Raw genomic sequence first — 19,296 nt, forward strand, 5'->3', positions numbered from 1 at the left:
GGCAGTCGGTCAGTTCTTCGGGACCTCACCGAACCCGTCGGCGAACCGGCCGATCGCCTCGGGACCGACCACGTCGCCACCGCGCAGCGGCAGCTCGACCTGGGGCACTTCGGGCAGCGCCCGCGTCAACTCCGCCAGATGGGCAGACTCCTGCTCCCGGCGGGCTGCGAGGAACTCGCCCTCGTCCGAGGGTGAGCGCTTGTTGACCACGAGCGCGCCGACGGCGACGCCCGAGCGGGCAAGCTGCTCGTGCAGCTCCACGGTCTCGAGGACGGGCAGTCGCTCAGCGGTCAGCACGATCAGGAAGACTGTCCGGGCGGGATCGGTGATCAACTCACGCAGTCCCTCGAAGCGCAGCTGCCGGCGGACCAGAACGCGCCGGATCTCCTGATCCCGCCGTGCGCGCCGGTCGACCCGGTCGCGCGGCTCACCGGTCCCGGCGCGGGTGTCGCCGAGAATCGCCTCGCCCGGGTCGTCCCGGTCGCCGCCCAGCCCGCGCAGGGCCGCACCGAACTTCTCCGACCGGGCCTGGCGCCGCAGCAGCCCATCGGTCCAAGCGGCCATCGTCTCCGGCAACGACATCAACCGGGCGGTGTGCCCGGATGGTGCGGTGTCGAAGACCACGAGTTCGTAGCGTCCCTGCGCCTGCTCCACCGTCTCGGCGATCCGTTCCAGCACGGCCGCTTCGTGGGTGCCGGGCGCATCCCGGGCCAGGTCCAGGTGTTTGCGGACCTCACCGCTGAGCCGCTCCGGCATCAGGCGACGCATGGTGGAGCCGACCGCCGCCAGGTGCTCGTCGGTGGTGCGCTGCGGATCGATCTCCAGCCCGTCGAGACCCTCCGCCAGCCGCACCGGCTCATCACCCACCGGCCTGCCCCACAGGTGCCCGAGGTTGTGTGCCGGGTCGGTGGACACCACGAGGGTATGCCGGCCCGCACGGGCGGCGGAGAGGGCCAGTGCGGAGGCGACGGTGGTTTTGCCCACGCCACCCTTGCCGCCGACGAAGAGCACCTCCCGGTTCGCGATGAGGTCTAGCAGCACGAGATCTGGTCCAGCGGCGAGCGGTCGAGCCCCATCCGGGTGTGCCAGTCATGCACGCGGTCATACATCACCGGGAGCAACTCGATCGTGTAGTAGCTGGCCGGGTTGGGTACGCCGAGCGCCTCCGACAGCACGAGCATGAGGAACAGGTCATCCTCTTCCTGGCGCGCGCGGGCGAAAGTCTGCCGGTAGGGCGCGTAGTAGAACTCCCGCAGCCCCACGGCAATCTTTCGCCCGCGGCCATTCACTCGGCACCGCTGCCCCGGGCGGGTTCCAGCTCCTCGTCGTCGGCGTCCTCGCCCTTGCGGGCCCGATTCATGGCGCCCACCGATTCGACGATCACCCAGACCGCGGCGATCAGGATCACCACGTCGAGCACCAGCAGCAGCCAGTTCTGGTCGTTGTAGAAGGTGCCCAGCTGGACGAACAGGGCGTACACCGTCATCACCAGGACGAAGACCATCGGCAGCACGATCGGCCAGGCGTTGCGCTTCTTGCGCAACAGCATCACCGCAAGGATTCCCAGCGTCAGGCCCGCGAGCAGCTGGTTCGTGGTGCCGAACAGCGGCCAGATCAGCAGCCCACCGGATCCGTCCGCTCCGGCTCCGAAGGTCAACGCGAGCGCCACGACCACCACCACGATCGTGGAGGAGACCTTGCCCAGGCTGAAGCCCATGATGTCGCCGGCCTCCTGCACAACAAAGCGCTGTAGCCGTACCCCTGTGTCCATCGTCGTCGCTGCGAAGAGGACCGCCATGGTGGCCAGCACTGTGGCGCTCAGGGAGGTCGAGAGGCCGAGACCGGCGTTCATCAGGGCACCACCCCCGTCGACGAAGGCCTTCACACCGCCGTCGTTGAACGCGGCGTAGACATTCTCCCAGTCGGCCAGCGTGCGGAACCCGGCCGTCGTGGCGATAATCGCACCGAGCGCCAGCAGGCCCTCGCCGACCGCGCCGAAATAGCCGACGAAGCGGGCGTCGGTCTCCTTGTCCAGTTGCTTGGAGCTGGTACCCGAGGAGACCATCCCGTGGAAGCCGGAGATCGCGCCGCAAGCGATGGTGACGAACAGCAGCGGCACGATGCTCGGGGTGCCCTCCGGGACGTTGTCGTTGAACGCCGGGGCGACCAGGTCCCGGCCAGCAAACAGGAAAGAGCCGTAGAGCAGCCCCAGGCCGATGAACAACTGCAGCCCGTTGATGTAGTCGCGCGGCTGCAGCAGCATCCATACCGGCAGGATCGATGCGACCGCGGCGTAGAGGAACAGGATGACGATCCAGGCGGACGCGGCCGGCAGGCCAAGCACCGTGTCGGGCAGCGAGACCGGGAAGCGGTCACCCAACAGGATCAGGCTGTACAGCGCGACGACACCGACCACGGACACGACCGCGAGGTTCCACTTGTACCGGTAGATCGCCTGCCCGACGAGCAGCGCCACCGCGATGGCACCCCACGTCGGTATGACTGCGGTGGGAGTGGAGACCAGCAGCCCGGAGATGACCACGGCGAAGGCCGCGTTGACCATGAGCAGCAGCAGGAAGATGACCACCAGGAACAGGTTCGCGCCGCGGGCACCGATGTAGCGACTGGATAGCGCGCCCATCGACTTGCCCTTGTTGCGGACCGAGGCCCACAGGGCCCCCAAGTCATGCATCCCGGCGAAGAACACGGTGCCGATGGTCACCCAGAGGAAGGCCGGCAGCCACCCCCAGATCACGGCCACCGCGGGTCCGACGATCGGCGCGGCGCCGGCCACCGAGGTGAAGTGGTGACCCCACAGGATGTACTTGTTGGTGGGCACGTAGTCCACGCCATCGCGCAATTCGTTTGCAGGCGTCTGGAAGTTGGGCTCGAGTCGGTAGATCCGATTGGCCAGGTACTTGGAGTAGAGGGCGTATCCCAGCAGGATCATCGCCACACCGATGAATGCGAGGAGCACTGAGTTCACGATGGCCTCCGGGGCGTCAGGCGGGTTCGGGGTCAGACCAGGGTAGCCGTGACTGGTGTGACAGATGTCACGGATGGGGCGTACTTGACGATCTTGTGATCTTCTCCCCCAGCCGCGCCACGATCGGTGCAGCACCCCGATCGCCTGGTCCAGATCCAGACCGGCTCGAGCGCGACCACCTGGTGGACGATCTGAAAGCCGTTGCCAGAGGTGTGGTGCCCGCCTACGATTGTCGTGGTCGTTGCCCCCTACTGACGAGGCTGCCGTGCTCATCTGAGGTCGTCCCTCACCTTGCGCCATCTCGACGACCCCAGGAGGCACGCATGTCTTCGACCACTCCACCCACTTCTGCCCATACGGCCTCCATAACCGCGAGTGGGCTGACCTTTGCCTGGCCCGACGGTGACGTCGTCTTCGACAACCTGAGCCTGGTGGTGCCGCCCGGACGGTCCGGGCTGGTCGGGTCCAACGGCACTGGCAAGTCGACCCTGTTGAAGTTGATCGGCGGCGCTCTGCGTCCCAGCGCCGGCAGCATCACCACCGCCGGGGAGGTCGGCTATCTGCCGCAGGACCTTGCCCTGCGTGCCGCGCAACCAGTCACCGAGTTCCTGGGCATCGGGCCGGTCCTGGCCGCCATCGCGGCCGTGACCTCGGGTGATGCCTCCCCGGAACACTTCGACACCATCGGTGACGCCTGGGACATCGAGGAACGTGCCGAGGCCCAACTGGCACGGCTCGGCCTGCCTGCGGGGGTGCTGCACCGGCGCCTAGGCGAACTGTCCGGCGGCGAGACGGTGCAGCTCGGCCTGACCCGACTGTTCCTCCAGGGACCCGATGTCCTGCTGCTCGACGAGCCGACGAACAACCTCGACCGGGTCGCTCGCCAGCGGCTCTACGAGACGGTCGCCGCCTTCCGGGGGGCACTGCTCGTGGTCAGCCACGATCGCGACCTGCTGGAACGGGTCGACCAGATCGGCGACCTGCGCGACGGTTCGGTGACCTGGTACGGCGGCGGATTCACGGCATACCGGGAACAGGTCGAGGTAGAGCAGGAGGCGGCCGCCCAGGCGGTGCGGACCGCGAAGGCAGACGTCCGCAAGCAGCAGCGCGAGCTGGTCGAGACGCAGACCAAGCTGGATCGGCGCAAGCGGTACGGGAAGAAGATGCAGCAGCAGGGTCGGGTCCCCCCGATCGTGGCCGGCAACCTCAAGCGCGCCGCGCAGGTGTCGGCCGCGCGGCTGACCGATCAGCACACCGGGGACGTGGCCCGTGCCCGGGAACGCCTGGACCGGGCCGAGTCACGGCTCCGGGAGGACGCCGAGATCCGGGTCGACCTGCCGGGCTCCCGAGTGCCTGCCGGCCGTGACGTCCTCGTGTTGACGGACCTTGTGCTGCGTCACGGACGGACCGTGGACCTGCACCTACGTGGTCCCGAGCGGGTGGCCCTGACCGGACCGAACGGGTCCGGCAAGACGACCCTGCTGCACACGATCACCGGCGACATCCCGCCGCGGTCCGGCACAGTGGACCTACGCGTGCCCAGCCGACTGCTGCCGCAGCGGCTCGACGTCCTGGACGACGAGCTGAGCCTCGTGGCGAACCTGGCACGGTTCGCGCCGCAGGCCGAGACGAACGCGCTGCGGGCCGCGCTGGCCCGGTTCCGGATCCGCGGCGGCGACGCAGAACGGACCGTGAGTACCCTCTCGGGTGGCGAGCGTTTCCGCGCCACACTGGCGGCGCTGCTGTTGGCTGAGCCCACCCCACAGTTGTTGGTCCTGGACGAGCCCACGAACAACCTGGACCTGCTCAGCGTGGAACAGCTCGTGTCGGCGCTGTCCCAGTACCGCGGGGCGCTGCTGGTCGCCAGCCACGACGAGCGGTTCCTGGCCGAGATCGGGATCACCCGGACCTTCGACCTCGGCCAGGAGACCGGCGACGTGTGACCCGCCCGCGTCAGTCGCCGATCTTGCCGCCATCCCGGCGGTAAGCGACGACGATCGAGGGGCGCGGGATCGATGTCCCGCCGTCCGGCCAGTGCGACAGCGGGTTCTCGAACGAGGCCTCGCTGAACTCACCCGGGTGTTGGACCGCGACGAGGACCATGCGGTCCTGGACGATCGGGCCGCAGGTCTCGCCGCCGCCGGGCACGGCGAGGAACTGGCGGACCCAGCCCCGGTACTCCCCCTCCACTGGAACGCCGTAGAGCGCGTCGTTCGTGCCCAGGGTGCCGGGCTGACCGTCGGTGCTGATCCACAGGTTGCCGTGCCGGTCGAATGCCACGTTGTCGGGGCAGGAGATCGGCGAGACCTCGCTCTTGTCGAACCCGGCGAAGTAGGTGCTCGGATCGTCCGGATCGCCGCAGAGCAACAGGACCTTCCAGCCGAAGCTCGTGGCTGCGGCGTCATCCCCGGCCTCGGTGAGCTCCATGACGTGTCCGTGCTTGTTGTCGCCGCGAGGGTTGGCCTCATCCGCCTGTTCGTTGGTGCGGGCGGTGTTGTTGGTCAGCGCCATGTACACCTTGCCGGTCACCGGGCTCGGCTCGACGTCCTCGGGACGGTCCATCTTGGTGGCGCCGACGATGTCGCCGGCCTGCCGGGTGAACAGCAGCACCTCCTCGGCCGACATGCCGGGGACGAAGGAGCGGGGCCCACTGACCAGCTTGATCCACTCACCGGAGCCGTCAAACTCGCCGTCGGACGGTACCGCACCGGAGCCGTCGATCTCCTCGGGCGGCGAGTCGCCGGTGAACCGCGCGACATAGAGCGTGCCGTCCTCCAGCAGGTGGGCGTTGTGCTGGGGGTCGTTCTCCCGGTACTTGCGGCTCGAGACGAACTTGTAGAGGTAATCGAACCGCTCGTCGTCGCCCATGTAGGCCACGGCATAACCCTCGTCGCTGATCCGGATGGTGGCGGCCTCGTGCTTGAACCGGCCGAGGGCGGTGCGCTTCTTCGGGGTGGAGGTGGGGTCGAACGGATCGACCTCGACGATCCAGCCGAACCGGTTCACCTCGTTCGGCTCCTTGGTCAGATCGAACCGGTCGTCGAAGTCCTCCCAACGGCGTTCGGAGGCACCGCCCGGGAGCCCGTAGCGGGCCAGTCGCTCCCGCACCACCGGGTCGGAGACGCCGTCGGCGTTGGCGAAGTACTGGTTGAAGTTCTCCTCCGCCGTCAGCCACGTGCCCCACGGCGTGACGCCGCCGGCGCAGTTATTCAGGGTGCCCAGCACGGTTCTGCCCCGCCGGTCCGCGGTGGTCTGCACGTAGCGCGACCCGGCGACCGGCCCGGTGAGTTCGAACTCGGTCCGGGTGTGGAAGCGGCGGTTCAACGCGTGGTCCAGGATCGGCTTGAGGCCGACCTTCTTGCCTCCGCGACGGCCGGACGGCTCGACCGCCACGACGGTCAGCCCGTGGGCGGCCCAGCCGATCTCGACCTGCTCGAGGGTGGGATTCTCCGGGTCGTAGCCGGGCAGCATCATCGGCTCGGTCGAGTACTCGTGGTTGCACACCAGCACCGTGGACTTCGTGCCGGAGTGCCGACCCTCCAAGATCCCGGTGTGATCGTTGTTGTAACCGAACTGACGTTGCTGAGCTGCCGCCGTCTGGTTGTGGGGGTCGAACGCCGGCGCGTCGGACCACAGCGGGTCGCCCCAGGAGATGACGACCTCGCTGAGGTAGTCCTTGGGCACCGCGACCGTGTCACCCGTCTGCTGGGTGATCGGCGCGAACCGCAGCCCCTTGGGCCCGGGACCCTTCGGCGGCACGCGGCCACCGGTCGGGACCCCGGTGGTCGCCGCGACGCGCTGCGGGTCACCGAGGGTGGTGCCGGCGGCGACGAGGGCGACGACTGCACCCGCCTTCAGCAGCGACCGCCGGCTGAAGGCTTCCTGCGCGATGTCCCCGAAGTAGGCGTTGCCGGACCTGTTCGGGACGTCGTGGAAGCAGGCGTCGCCGCAGCGGTACTTACAGGTCATCCGGGACCGGCCGGTGCCGTGCCCACCGATCTGGACCAGGGGCAGCTGACGGCGTTTCGGGGGCAGCACAGACATAGGGGCTCCTTCGGGAGGTCGTGGATGACCGTCACGCTAGGCAGTCCGTGGGTCCCCTCCGGCTAATCCCGTGTGAACACTGCGACGCATTCTGGTGACCGACCGTTGGCGTGGATCTCTGGTGTTCTCCAAGCCCGCAGGTCGTGATTTTCTGCGCGGCGGCGTGCCCCAATTCGGCACCCCGCCCCGACCTGCTGATCGACTCAGGGGTCTGGCACCAGCACGCTCGTGAGGGTCACCCGGTGCTTGTCTGGCCCTGGCTCGCGGTATCTCGTCAAGAGGGCCGACATCTCCTGCTGGAGGGCGGCGAGATCGTCCAGGTCGACATGGAGGACCGTCTGGGACGCCCCCGACAGGCGGAGCAGGTCCGGGTCCGCCCCCTGGAGGAAGCGGTCCATCTGCCCGCTCAGGTGCGCCAGGAGGGTGAGGAAGATCTGACGAAGCCCCCCGGCCCCCAGCGCCTCGAGATCGGCAAGGTCCGCATGCGCGTCCCGCGGCCCCGCGGCCAGGGTTCGCTCGGTCGCTCCCCGGACCTTCCGCTCGGCCACGACCGTGAGCACGCCGGCGTCCAGCAGCGCACCGACGTGCCGGTAGAGCGTGGCGGGGGTGACATCGGGCAGCGCCTCGCGCAACTGTGCCGTGGTGCGCTCCCGGTCGGCCACCTCGTGCAGGATGCGCAACCGGACCGGGTGCCCCACAACGTCGAGAATGCGGATTTCAGCCATACGCCATTATGTCAGTTGCGATTATTCTCAACATTGATATCGTTAACTCATGCCATCGATCGAACTGGACCGCGAACGGTCCGTGCTCCGCGTCACCTTCTCCGCGTTCGAGCGTCTGATGATGCTGCGCCGCAGGCCGCTGGAGGTGCCGTTCGCGGCCGTGACTACGGTCAGCGCCGAGCCCGGTTGGACCTCGCAGGTGCTCGGGATTCGCAAGGGGCTGGTCGTCTCCGGCTATCTCAAGCTGGCCACCTTCCGACACCCGGACGGCACGCGACGTCTGGTGACCATGCGTCGCGGGCGGCCACTGCTGCGCATCCGTCTGTCGCAGCAGACCTACGACGAGCTGCTGCTCAGCACGCCCGAGGCGCCGGCCCTGGCCACCGCGCTGGATCGCGCCCGAGGCGTGTCGTCGTGACTCGTCTCGCGGTCAGGGGATCCGGCCAAGTCATGCGTGAAGGGCCGCCACGGCAGGCCCGTCAGATGACGCCGAGCGCCAACATCGCGTCCGCGACCTGGACGAACGCGGTGGCGTTCGCGCCGACCACGTAGTTGCCCGGCACGCCGTACTCGTCGGCCGCCTCGGCACACCGCTCGTGGATGCCGCGCATGATCTCGGCCAGCCGCTGCTCGGTGTGCTCGAAGGTCCAGGAGTCCCGGGAGGCGTTCTGCTGCATCTCCAGCGCGGACGTGGCGACGCCACCGGCGTTCACCGCCTTGCCCGGGCCGAACAGCACCCCGGCGTCCTGGAAGACCCGCAGCGCCGCCGGCGTGGTCGGCATGTTGGCGCCCTCGCCGACCACGAGGCAGCCGTTGGTGACCAGGGCCTTGGCCTCCTGCTCGTCGAGCTCGTTCTGCGTGGCGCACGGCAGCGCCACCTGGCAGGGCACGTCCCAGATCGAGCCGTCGGCGATGTGCCGGGCACCGGGTCGCTGCTGCGCGTAGTCGCTGACCCGACCGCGCCGGACCTCCTTGATCTCCTTGAGCAGCTCGACGTCGAGACCGGCCTCGTCCACGACGTAGCCACCGGAGTCAGAGCAGGCCACGACCGTGCCACCGAGCTGGTGCACCTTCTCGATCGCGTAGATCGCCACGTTGCCGGACCCGGACACGACGACCTTCTTGCCGTCGAAGGACCCGTTGACGGTCTTCAGCATCTCGTCGACGAAGTAGACGGTGCCGTAGCCGGTGGCCTCCTTGCGGACCATCGAGCCGCCCCAGCCCAGGCCCTTGCCGGTGAGCACCGCGGACTCGTAGCGGTTGGTGATCCGCTTGTACTGCCCGAACAGGTAGCCTAGCTCGCGGCCGCCGACCCCGATGTCACCGGCCGGGACGTCGGTGTACTCCCCGAGGTGCCGGTAGAGCTCGGTCATGAACGACTGGCAGAACCGCATGACCTCCTGGTCGGACCGCCCCTTCGGGTCGAAGTCCGAGCCGCCCTTGCCGCCACCGATCGGCAGCCCGGTCAGGGCGTTCTTGAAGATCTGCTCGAAGCCGAGGAACTTCACCGTGCCCAGCAGCACCGAGGGGTGGAACCGCAGCCCGCCCTTGTAGGGCCCGAGCACCGAGTTGAACTCGACCCGGAACCCGCGGTTGATCTGGACGTCACCGTTGTCGTCGACCCACGGGACCCGGAAGATGATCTGCCGCTCCGGCTCGCAGATGCGCTCGATCACCCGGGCATCCTTGTATGCCGTGTGCTTGGCCACGACGGGCCCGAGCGTGTCCAGGACCTCCAGGACCGCCTGGTGGAACTCGTCCTCTCCGGGGTTGCGCTGCAGAACCTGTTCGTAGATCGGCTCCAGCGTGGGGTCGAGCTGGTGCATGAAGTTTCCTCCCGGGCGTAGTGGCGGAGAGGTAAGACTATCCACTCCCGGGCATGATTATGCATCCATCGGGACACCCGGCCCCTACACGAGGACCCCGTGGCGCGCGTTCCAGGCCTCCGCCCCACGATAGGCGTGGTACATGCCGTATCCCCAGATCCCCAGTGCGACAGGCAAGAAGAGGAACCCCACCAGCACCCAGACGAGGAGCGCGTAGCCGATCCAGCTCGCCACATATGCGGCGAAGATCACTATCCCGCGCTCGGTGTCACCGTTGAGGAAGCTGCCCAGCCCCGGCACGAAGAAGGAGGCCACCAGCGAGATCACCGGGTTCTTGGCCTCCACCCGGACCGGGCCGTCGGCCGCGCCCAGCGGGGCGGGCGGACCGTCCGGCCGCGGGGTGAGCGGGTAGGCGGGGGCGGGGGACGACTCGTAGGTGTGCTCCCAGGCGCCCCGGGAGGCGGTGTGCTCGTGCTCGGTCATGGTGTCCTCTCGGTGGCACGGCGCGGCCGTGCGGATCGGTTGTCGAGGACAGGAGCACCTCCGGGCGGTCCTGATACATGCCGGCACAACGGCTTACGCCACGGAGTCTCCCGGACCGTAGGCGTCCAGCCAGACGTTGACGGCGGCGCGTGCCCCGTTGCTCCCGACGCCCCAGTCGGCGGTGGACCCGTCGAGCACGATGACCGAGCGTTCCCCGACCACCTCGCTGCCGGACCGGTCGAGCCGCAGCGCGGTGAGCTCGCTGATGCCGACCGCACGCTCCTGTGGGTGCGCGGCGGCCGCCCCGTAGAGCCGACCCCACCGGTAGTCGTAGGTCAGGGTGGGCTCCAGGCTGATGCCGGGCAGCACCCCGAGCCCCTCCACGACGTCGTTGCCGTCCGCCCGGAACTCGGCGATCGCGACGTCCTCGTAGTCGTCGCCGGGGGTGGGGTTCGCCACGTAGTGCGCCCCGAGCACCGCGGTGGCGGCACCGTCGGTGAGCACCGGCGTCGGCCGCTGGACCGACTTGCGCACCGCGTCGGCGTAGCCGCGGTCGGCCACGGCCAGCGCCATCAGCGACTGGTCGCCGCCGATAAAGACGACGCCCACCGCCCGCGCGAAGGCGCTGGCCGGGAGCGGGTCCTGGCCCTGCACCAGCACCCGAACGGGTCCGTCCCAGCCCGCGTCGGCCAGGGCGCTGCCGTAGTCGGCCGCGGCCGTCTGGGCCTGCAGCACGTCCTCGTAACCCGCCGCGACGAGGACCACGTCAGTGTGTCCGGACCCGCGGGTCCGGAGCGCGTCGACGAACCCGGTCAGGGCCGCCGAGTCCCCGTCGTCGTTCATCCCGCCGCCCAGGTAGAGCGGTCCGCCGACCCGGCGGTGCAGCGCCGGCTGCGTCCCCCGCTCGGGGGCCGCCACGGGCTCACCGGACATGGCAGCGGTCCGGCCCGGCACGTCATACGACATCCCGGCACCGGGTGCGAGCAGGTGGGTCAGCACGCCGCGGACCGACAGGGTGTCGGCCAGGCCGACCCAGTCCGGCTCGTCGGCGTGGCTCAGGTCGAGGACCGCGCTGGAGCTGTTCCCGAACGGGTCGGTGACGGTGCGGTCGTCCTCGATGACCACCCCGGTGGCCCAGTCGACGCCGACCCCGAGCTTGCCGGCGCCGCCGTACCGCTCGGCGGACATGGCGGTCCAGTTCAGCAGCCGACCGAACCGTCCGCGCTGGTAGAAGTGCTGGTCCAGGATGATCTCCTGCGACCCGAAGGCCAGCCCCCGTTCGTCCGAGGCCGGGTCGTCCCCCCAGTAGATGATGGTCTTGTCCCGCTCCAGCGCGTTCCACGGCCAGCCGTCCTCGCTGTAGCCGGCGCCCATGGACACCGACTCCACCGCGTTGCCCGCGCTGGTCCCGCCCAGTACGACTCCGCCCTCGAAGGCCTGCTCCAGGTGCGTCTCAGCCGGGCTGTTGGCGAGCACCTGCATCGCCAGCACCTGGTCACCGCCGAGCACGAAGACCCCGTCGGCGTCGGAGTCGATGACGGCGACGGAGTTGGCCGGGTCCATCGCGTCGGCCCGGTCCAACAGGACCAGCAGGGTCGCCTCGCACCCGCCCGGGAAACTGTCCAGATCGACGACCGCCTCGCAGTGGTCCTCGACCTCCTCGGTGCGCTCCTGGGCGAGCTCCAGGTTCTCCTCCCGGTCCTCCGGGGCGTCGCCGTAGCTGGAGGGCACCACGAAGATGTCGACCGTCTCCCCGGTGGCCTGGTCGGCGACCCGGGCGGTGAAGGACTGCATGGCCTCCGGCTCGTACCCGCCACCGATCGGCGCCAGGGTCTCCGGCGCCTCGGGGTCGGCACCGGCCGCCGGGAGCGCGGACAGCGGGGCCACCAGCCCCAGACAGCAGGCGAGGGCGAGCGGGCGGAACGGACGACGGGACACGTGGGCCTCCTCGGGCACGCGACGGATTGCTACCAGGGTGAGACCAGGCCGTGTGCGGCGTTGAACTTGGAGGCCCCACGATAGGCGTCGATGAGACCGAACACCCAGATCCCCAGGGTCACCGGCACGAACGCGAGTCCCACCAGCACGAACATCAGGGCGAAGGTCGACACGACGGAGAGCGCGTAGGCCACCAGGATGACCACGCCCTTGACGGTCTCCCCGTTGACGATGGTGCCCAGTCCCGGGATGAAGAAGGAGAGCAGCATGGCCAGGACCGGGTTCTTCGGGGCCACCCCCGCGGACGGACCGCCGTATGCCGGCCGCCAGGGATCGGGGTAGGGGTGCGCCTGGGGACCCGGCTGGTCCCACGGCGCGGGCTGATACGGCTGGCCGGTCGGATACGGCTGGCCGGTCGGGCTGCCCTGGTCCGGCGGGGCGGCGGGCGGTCCCGGGTTCCACACCCGGCCGTGGTCGGCAGGCGTGACCAGCGGACCGTAGGCACCGGGCACGATGTGCTTGCCGATGTACTCCCCCGGCTCCGGCGGCTGGCCGTTCGTCCCGTCCTGCACGACACCCCTCCCGTGGACCACGGTCCCGGCGACCGCGTCGTCCCAACCTATCCGGCCGTGGCCCCCGCGGGCCACACCGCCGGTCAGGCGGACTCCCGGACCACCAGGCGGGTGGAGAGCACCTCCGGCTCGGCGTCCTCCCCCGCCATCAGCCGCAGCAGCAGCGCGACGGCCCGGCCGGCCATCTGCGAGACCGGGTTGACGACCGTGGTCAGGCCCGGCCGGCTCAACGTCGCGGCCGGCGAGTCGTCGTAGCCGACGACCGCGACGTCGCCGGGCACCTCGCGCCCGAGGGTGGACAGCTCCCCGATCGCGGAGACGGCCATCAGGTCGGAGGCGACGAACACCCCGTCCAGGTCCGGGGACCGCTCCAGCAGGCGGTGCATCGCGGCGGCGCCACCGGCGGCCGTGAAGTCGCCGGACTCGACCAGGTCCGTGGGGCGACCGGCCTCCCGCAGCACCTCCTCCCAGCCGCGCAACCGGTCCCGCCCCGCGCTCATGTCGGGTGGGCCGGTGATGGTGCCGATCGTCCGGCACCCGCGGGCGAGCAGGTGCTCGGTGGCCAGCCGGGCCCCGGCCGCGTTGTCGACGTCGACGTAGGGCATCGTGGCCTGCTCGGAGTAGGGGCGGCCGAGGAAGACCGATGGCAGCTGGGTCTGCTCCAGCACGCGCCACAGGTTGTCGTCCTGGTGGTGGCTCACCACGATCGCGCCGTCGGTGTGCCCACCCCGCAGGTAGCGCCCCATCCGGCCGTCGTCGTCGCCGGCCTCCCCCATCACCAGCACCACCTGGAGGGGCGTGCTGGCCAGGGCCTGGGTCACCCCGCGGAGGGTGCCGGAGAAGAAGGGGTCGGAGAACACCCGCTCGTCGGATTCCGGCACCACGACGGCGATCGAGTCCGGGCCGCGCTTGACCAGTGAGCGGGCCGCCCGGTTGGGCCGGTAGCCCAGGGCGTCGACGGCGGCCTGGACGGCGACCCGGGCCGCCTCGCGCACCCGCGGGTCGGCGTTGATCACGCGCGACGCGGTGGCCCGGGAGACGCCCGCCCTGGTGGCGACGTCCTCCAGGGTCGGCACACTCTTGGCTGCCATCGGGTCCTCCGTTCCGATCTCGTGTTCCCTGCCCTCGCGCGCTGGCGCGCGCCCGCGGTGGCGCCCTCAGGGCAGCCGGTTAGATCCTGCCACCCCGGCGTACCACTGGGCGCTGGCCTTGGGGGTCCGCTCGAGGGTGTCGTAGTCCACCCGCACGATGCCGAACCGTTTGTCGTAGCCGTAGGCCCACTCGAAGTTGTCCAGCAGGGACCACAGGAAGTAGCCCCGGACGGTCGCGCCCTGCTCGATCGCCGCGTGCACGGCGGCCAGGTGGTCGGCGACGTAGGCCAGCCGGTCGGTGTCCTCGACGAAGCCGTCGTCGTCCGGCACGTCGTCGTAGGCCGCTCCGTTCTCGGTGACGTAGAGATCGGTGCTCGCGGGGCCCGTGTAGTCGCGGTCCAGCCGCACCAGCAGGTCGGTCAGTCCGTGCGGCCGGACCTCCCAGCCCATGGCGGTGTGCGGCACGTCCTGGGGCACGAAGCCCACGTGCTCGGAGCCGACGTGCTCGGTCGGTCTCCCCAGCGCCCGGGCCGCGTCGGCGGCCTCGTGAGCCAGCTCGGGCGGGACGCCGGTGACCGTGTTCCCGGAGTAGTAGTTGACGCCCAGCATGTCCATCCGGCCGCTGATCAGGTCCAGGTCGCCGTCCCGGACCAGGTCCTCGGGCCAGACGGCGCGCAGGTCGTCCAGGACGTCGGCGGGGTATCCGCCCCGGAGCAGCGGCTCGATGAAGAACCGGTTGCTCATGCCGTCGATCCGGCGCGCGGCGTCGCGGTCGCCCGGGTCGCCCGGGTCGGCCGGGGTGACGTCGGCGAAGTTGAGCGTGATCCCTAGCTCCAGTTCCGGATCCCGGGAGCGCAGCACCTGCAGCGCGAGGCCGTGCCCGAGCAGCAGGTGGTGTGCGGCCCGGAGCGCGTCCGGCCCGTCGGTGCGGCCCGGGGCGTGCCGGCCCGCGGCATACCCGAGGAAGGCGCTGCACCAGGGCTCGTTGAGCGTGGTCCAGTAGTGGATCCGGTCACCGAGTGCCTCGTGCACCGCCTCGGCGTAGTCGGCGAACCGGTGGGCCACGTCCCGGCTCGGCCACCCGCCCTGGTCCTCCAGCGCCTGCGGCAGGTCCCAGTGGTAGAGGGTCAGCCACGGCACGACCCCCTGCTCGAGGAGCTCGTCGGTCAGCCGGGAGTAGAAGTCCAGCCCGGCCCGGTTGATCGACCTGCCGTCCGGCATCACCCGGGCCCACGAGGTGGAGAACCGGTAGGACTGCAGGTTCAGGTCCCGCATCAGGCGCACGTCCTCGGCATACCGGTGGTAGTGGTCGCAGGCGACCTGCCCGGTGTGCCCGGCGTGCACCTTGCCGGGCGTGCGGGAGTAGGTGCCCCAGATGCAGCAGCCCCTGCCGTCCTCGCGGGCCGCGCCCTCGATCTGGTACGAGGCGGTGGCCGAGCCCCACAGGAAACCGTCGGGGAACTGCTTGGGGGTGCTCATTGCTTGACGGCTCCTTGCATGATGCCGGACACCAGTTGGCGGCCGGCGACGACGAACAGGATCAACAGCGGGATGGTGGCCAGCAGCGCGCCGGCCAGGACGAGGGAGTAGTCCACCCAGTGGGCGGCCTGCAGCTGCTGCAGGGCCACGGGCAGGGTCGGGTCCTGCGGGCCCAGGATGATGAACGGCCAGAAGAAGTTGGTCCAGGTCGCCACGAAGGTGAACAGACCGAGCATCGCGGCGGCCGGCCGCGCGGCCACCAGGCCCACGTGCCAGAAGGTGCGCAGCATGCTGCAGCCGTCGACGCGGGCGGCCTCGATGAGTTCGTCGGGCACGGCCTGGCTCAGGTACTGGGTCATCCAGAACACCCCGAAGGCGGTGACCAGGCCGGGGACGATGACGGCGACCAGTTCGCCGGTCCAGCCGAGCTTGGCCATCACCTGGTAGAGCGGGACCACGCCCAGCTGGGTCGGCACCGCCATGGTGGCGATGACGAAGACCAGCAGCGGTCGCGAGCCACGGAACCTCAGCTTGGCGAAGGCGTAGCCGGCCAGCGTGGCGAAGAAGACGACGGATGCCGAGACGACGGTGGACACCACGATCGAGTTCCGGGTGGCCCGCCAGAACTCGACCGTGTCGATGACCGTGGCGGCGTTCTGCAGGAAGTTGCCGCCGGGCAGGATCGGGAAGGTCTGCCGGGACAGCACGGTCGAGTCGTGGCTGGCGACCAGGAAGGACCACCACAGCGGGAACATCGAGCCCAGGAGCACCGCGGCCAGCAGTCCGTAGACCAGCTTCCCGGGGCGTCCCTGTCCCGCTCCCGAGGACCTGCGACGCGGTCTCTCGACGGCGCCGACCTGCAGGCCGGTCGGGGCGGCCGGTGGCTGTGCACTCACCGCTTCACCTCCGAGGACGCGATGCGTCGGGTGATCCAGAAGTTGAGCAGCCCGACGAGGACGATGATCAAGAAGAGCAGGACCGCCACGGCCGAGGCCCGGCCGAAGTTGGAGCGGGTCCAGCCCAGTTCGTACAGGTAGACGGTCAGCGTCTGCCACTGCCCGTCGGCACCGCCCCGGCCGAACTGGTCGTACATGCGTGCCTCGTCGAAGATCTGCAGACCCCCGATGGTCGAGGTGATCACCACGAAGATGATCGTGGGCCGCAGCATCGGCACGGTCACCGACCAGAACTGCCGGACCCGGCCGGCCCCGTCGATGGCGGCCTGTTCGTACAGGTCCCGCGGCACCGCCTGCATCGCCGCGAGGAAGATCAGGGCGTTGTAGCCGGTCCAGCGGAAGTTGACCATCGTGGCGATGGCCAGGTGGCTGGGCAGGCGCTGGGAGTGCCAGCCGACCGGGTCGATCCCGAGCACGCCGAGCGCGCTGTTGATCAACCCGAACTTGTCGGCGAACAGGTTGGAGAAGATCAGCGCGACGGCCACCGGCGCCACGACATACGGAAGCAGCACACCCATCCGCCAGAAGGTCTTGGCCCGCAGGTTCGTGTCCAGCGCCGCCGCGATCACGATGGCCGCGAAGACCTGTGGGACCGAGGACAACAGGAAGATGCTGAACGTGTTGGTCAGCGCGGTCCAGAAGTCCCGGCCGGTGAGCACCTCGACGAAGTTCTTGGTGCCGACGAACTCGCCCTGCCCCATGATCAGGTCCCAGTCGTGCACGGCGACCCAGCCGGTGTAGACCAGCGGGAACAGGCCGGTCACGAAGAACAGCAGGAAGAACGGGGAGATGTACAGGTAGGGCGAGAGCTTGACGTCCCACCGGCTGAGCCGGCTCCCGAGGCCGATACGGCGCGGCGGCCGCGGGAGCCGGTCAGCGTGCTCCACCGGGGGGCGGAGCCGGGTCATGGTGGCCACGGATCAGCCCAACGCCTCCACGTCGGAGACGAACTTGTCCCAGGAGGACTGGGCGTCGTCGGTGCCGTCCACGTCCACCCGGGTGAGCGCGTCCTGGAGGGCGGTGTTGATCGAGAAGTAGTCCGGGCCCTTGTAGGGCTGGAAGGTGATCGCCTTGGCCCGCTCGGCGAAGATCTCGCCGGTGGGGGCATCGTTGAAGAAGGCGTTGGTGGAGCTGAGCAGCTCCTCGGACTCCAGCGCCTCGACCTGGCTGGGGAAGGTGCCCTTGGCCTCGAACGCCTTGACCTGCTGCTCGGGCGCGGTCAGCCAGTTGGCCAGCGCCGTGGCCTCGGCCACGTGGTCACCCTGGGCGGGCACCGTCAGGTAGGACCCGCCCCAGTTGCCGCCACCGCCGGGGAAGACGTTGGCCACGTCCCACCCCTCGATACCGGAGGCGTTGCCCTCGACCACACCCAGCATCCAGCCCGGGCAGAGCATGGTGGCGAAGGAGGACTCCTGGAAGCCGTTGGCCCAGTCCGGGCTCCACTGCCCCAGGCCGGCGGAGAGCTCGTCGTCCACCGACGCGGTCAACACCTGGTCGTAGAGCTCCCTGACCTCGGGGTTGGTGGTGGCGATGATCTCGCCGGCCTCGTCCTGGTAGGCGACCTCGACCTGGTTGATCATGCCCTGCCAGGTGGCGTTCGCCGAGTCGAACCACGCCGCGTCCGAGGACGCGACGAAGTCCTTGCCGACGTCGAAGTAGTGCTGCCAGTCACCCTCGAGGAGGGTGGCCACCTCCTCGCGGTCCGAGGGGAGCCCGGCCTCCTCGAACAGGTCGGCGCGGTAGCAGATCGCCTCGGGGCCGTTGTCCGTGCCGTAGCCCACCAGCTTGCCGTCCTCGGTGGTGGCGGCAGCCACCTTCCAGTCCTGCCAGCGCCCGTCGACGGAGGGGTCGGACAGGTCGGCGAACTTGTCGGGGTACTGCATGAACTCCACCAACCAGTCGACCTCCACAGCCTCGATGTCGGAGGCCCCGGAGTCGGCGCCCAGGCTGTTGCGCAGGGCGTCGCGGGCGTTGTCCGCGGTGTCGGCCTTGACGTGCTCGATGGTCACGTTGTCGTGCAGCGACTCGTACTCGGTGAAGAGTTCCTCGTAGCCGAACTCGTTGAAGGTGGCGACCGAGAGGGTCACCGGCTCGGCACCGACCTCGCCGTTCCCGCCGGCGCCTCCGGTGCCCTCCTCACCCCCGTCGTCTCCGCCACAGGCGGCCATGCCGAGGGTGAGGGCGGCGATGCCGGCCGCCGAGGTCAGTGTGCGCCGGGTGCGTTGCACGGGTAACTCCCTTGTTACGTGGCGGGGCGCCGCCGTCCGATAGGCCGTGAAATCGCTCTCACTGTGAGAGCGCTCTCACAGATCTAGGGTGACCGCCTGCGGTGCCCTTGTCAAGGGTTGTGTTGTGCCGGGAGTCCTCGGCCCGTGCGGGCACGCCCTTGCCCCGCGGGGGCGTGTCCCTACTGGAGCGCCACGAAGTAGGAGCCCGACCGGTCCATGCTCAACAGTTCCTCGACGAGCAGCACGCTGTCCTCGAGGTCCTCGGTCGCGACGATGAAGCAGACCTGTCCCTCGATGGTGTCGCCGGGCTCGGCGTCCGGCGCGGCGATGAGGTCGGTGTCCATCCCGGCGGAGCAGAACTCGCCCTCGGTGTCGCTGGTCGGGACCCCGTCCGGGCCGAGCAGCTCGAACCACAGGTCCATGAACGCCGAGCCGCGGTCCTCACCGTGGTAGGTGGCGGTCACGGACAGCAACGAGAACTGCGACCCCTCCGGCGGGTCCGGGTTACCGAACTCCGGCCCGGACAGGGCCTGCGTCGCGTCCTTCTCGAAGGCGTCGAGGGTAACGGTCCAGTCCCCCACCTCCACGGTGGAGCCCATCGGGATCGGCGACTCCAGGCTCCCGGTCTCACCGCTCGCCTCGCCCCCGCCCCCGGGAGAGCCGGTGTCGGTCGGCGCGGCGCCGGTGGGCGGTGCGGGCGTCTCCGTCGTCGGGGCCGTGTCCGTCGTCGGCGCTGCGTCCGTCGTCGGGGCCGTGTCCGTCGTCGGCGCTGGCGCCTCCGTGGTGGGGTCCGCATCCGTCCCCGGTGCCTCCGAGGTCGGCGCAGCCGCCGGCGCACCCGGCGACTCGCTCTCCGGCACCGAACCACACCCGGACAGTGCCACCGTCAGCAGCGCGGGAGCCGCGAGCAGCGCCGCGACACGACGGGAAGGCGCGACACGACGGGAACGGGACGTGCTCATGGGGAC

The 19,296-nt window shown here is 69.9% G+C and carries 17 protein-coding genes; 2 read left to right on the plus strand and 15 right to left on the minus strand.

Annotated features, from left to right (window positions below):
- Positions 1-9: 9 nt before the first annotated feature.
- Genes FB467_RS13485 through FB467_RS13495 form a run of 3 tightly spaced genes read right to left on the minus strand, consistent with a single transcriptional unit; the run spans position 10 to position 2,986 of the window.
- On the minus strand, positions 10-1,041 hold the full coding sequence (locus tag FB467_RS13485) for an ArsA family ATPase (protein WP_141785564.1): 1,032 nt from the start codon (positions 1,039-1,041) through the stop codon (positions 10-12).
- Positions 1,032-1,262 carry a cory-CC-star protein gene (locus FB467_RS13490; protein WP_228393183.1) on the minus strand — a complete coding sequence of 77 codons (231 nt, stop codon included), beginning with the start codon at positions 1,260-1,262 and terminating at the stop codon, positions 1,032-1,034. The genes FB467_RS13485 and FB467_RS13490 overlap by 10 nt, the downstream gene beginning before the upstream one ends.
- A gap of 23 nt (positions 1,263-1,285) precedes the next feature.
- Complete coding sequence (locus FB467_RS13495; protein WP_141785566.1) at positions 1,286-2,986, minus strand: carbon starvation CstA family protein; 1,701 nt, start codon at positions 2,984-2,986, stop codon at positions 1,286-1,288.
- A gap of 323 nt (positions 2,987-3,309) precedes the next feature.
- On the opposite strand from FB467_RS13495, the gene FB467_RS13500 reads away from it, so the two are divergent.
- Entirely contained in the window at positions 3,310-4,929 is a 1,620-nt protein-coding gene (locus FB467_RS13500; protein WP_141785567.1) for an ABC-F family ATP-binding cassette domain-containing protein, read from the plus strand.
- 10 nt (positions 4,930-4,939) lie between these two features.
- Here the strand turns inward: FB467_RS13500 and FB467_RS13505 are convergent, their stop codons facing one another.
- Complete coding sequence (locus FB467_RS13505) at positions 4,940-7,030, minus strand: PhoX family protein (protein WP_141785568.1); 2,091 nt, start codon at positions 7,028-7,030, stop codon at positions 4,940-4,942.
- A 203-nt stretch (positions 7,031-7,233) separates the two neighbouring features.
- Entirely contained in the window at positions 7,234-7,755 is a 522-nt protein-coding gene (locus tag FB467_RS19345; protein ID WP_141785569.1) for a helix-turn-helix domain-containing protein, read from the minus strand.
- A gap of 49 nt (positions 7,756-7,804) precedes the next feature.
- On the opposite strand from FB467_RS19345, the gene FB467_RS13515 reads away from it, so the two are divergent.
- The gene (locus FB467_RS13515) at positions 7,805-8,173 is read left to right on the plus strand and encodes a hypothetical protein (RefSeq protein WP_141785570.1); all 369 of its coding nucleotides are present in this window, start codon (positions 7,805-7,807) and stop codon (positions 8,171-8,173) included.
- A gap of 61 nt (positions 8,174-8,234) precedes the next feature.
- Here FB467_RS13515 and gdhA read toward each other — a convergent pair whose 3' ends face one another.
- The 10 genes from gdhA to FB467_RS13565 all read right to left on the minus strand — a co-directional run bounded on the left by gdhA (position 8,235) and on the right by FB467_RS13565 (position 19,290).
- The gene (gene gdhA / locus FB467_RS13520; protein ID WP_141785571.1) at positions 8,235-9,581 is read right to left on the minus strand and encodes an NADP-specific glutamate dehydrogenase; all 1,347 of its coding nucleotides are present in this window, start codon (positions 9,579-9,581) and stop codon (positions 8,235-8,237) included.
- 84 nt (positions 9,582-9,665) lie between these two features.
- Positions 9,666-10,064: a hypothetical protein gene (locus FB467_RS18530; RefSeq protein ID WP_153390214.1), complete on the minus strand. Its 399-nt coding sequence runs from the start codon at positions 10,062-10,064 to the stop codon at positions 9,666-9,668.
- Positions 10,065-10,157: 93 nt separating this feature from the next.
- Complete coding sequence (locus FB467_RS13530; RefSeq protein WP_141785572.1) at positions 10,158-12,002, minus strand: Type 1 glutamine amidotransferase-like domain-containing protein; 1,845 nt, start codon at positions 12,000-12,002, stop codon at positions 10,158-10,160.
- 29 nt (positions 12,003-12,031) lie between these two features.
- Positions 12,032-12,574 carry a hypothetical protein gene (locus tag FB467_RS18785; protein ID WP_141785573.1) on the minus strand — a complete coding sequence of 181 codons (543 nt, stop codon included), beginning with the start codon at positions 12,572-12,574 and terminating at the stop codon, positions 12,032-12,034.
- A gap of 83 nt (positions 12,575-12,657) precedes the next feature.
- Positions 12,658-13,665: a LacI family DNA-binding transcriptional regulator gene (locus FB467_RS13540; protein ID WP_141785574.1), complete on the minus strand. Its 1,008-nt coding sequence runs from the start codon at positions 13,663-13,665 to the stop codon at positions 12,658-12,660.
- Between the two features lie 66 nt (positions 13,666-13,731).
- Positions 13,732-15,144, minus strand: coding sequence for a GH1 family beta-glucosidase (locus FB467_RS13545; protein ID WP_141785575.1), 1,413 nt, complete (start codon positions 15,142-15,144; stop codon positions 13,732-13,734).
- On the minus strand, positions 15,141-16,007 hold the full coding sequence (locus tag FB467_RS13550; RefSeq protein WP_228393195.1) for a carbohydrate ABC transporter permease: 867 nt from the start codon (positions 16,005-16,007) through the stop codon (positions 15,141-15,143). Before FB467_RS13550 ends, FB467_RS13545 begins: the two co-directional genes overlap by 4 nt.
- A 29-nt stretch (positions 16,008-16,036) precedes the next feature.
- Positions 16,037-17,008: a carbohydrate ABC transporter permease gene (locus tag FB467_RS13555; RefSeq protein WP_141786668.1), complete on the minus strand. Its 972-nt coding sequence runs from the start codon at positions 17,006-17,008 to the stop codon at positions 16,037-16,039.
- Between the two features lie 12 nt (positions 17,009-17,020).
- A complete protein-coding gene (locus tag FB467_RS13560) occupies positions 17,021-18,268 on the minus strand; it encodes an ABC transporter substrate-binding protein (protein ID WP_141786669.1) in 1,248 nt (415 codons plus the stop codon).
- 239 nt (positions 18,269-18,507) lie between these two features.
- Positions 18,508-19,290, minus strand: coding sequence for a DUF4352 domain-containing protein (locus FB467_RS13565; protein WP_141785576.1), 783 nt, complete (start codon positions 19,288-19,290; stop codon positions 18,508-18,510).
- Between the last annotated feature and the right edge of the window lie 6 nt (positions 19,291-19,296).

This window comes from Ornithinicoccus hortensis (genome assembly GCF_006716185.1).
GTDB lineage: Bacteria > Actinomycetota > Actinomycetes > Actinomycetales > Dermatophilaceae > Ornithinicoccus > Ornithinicoccus hortensis.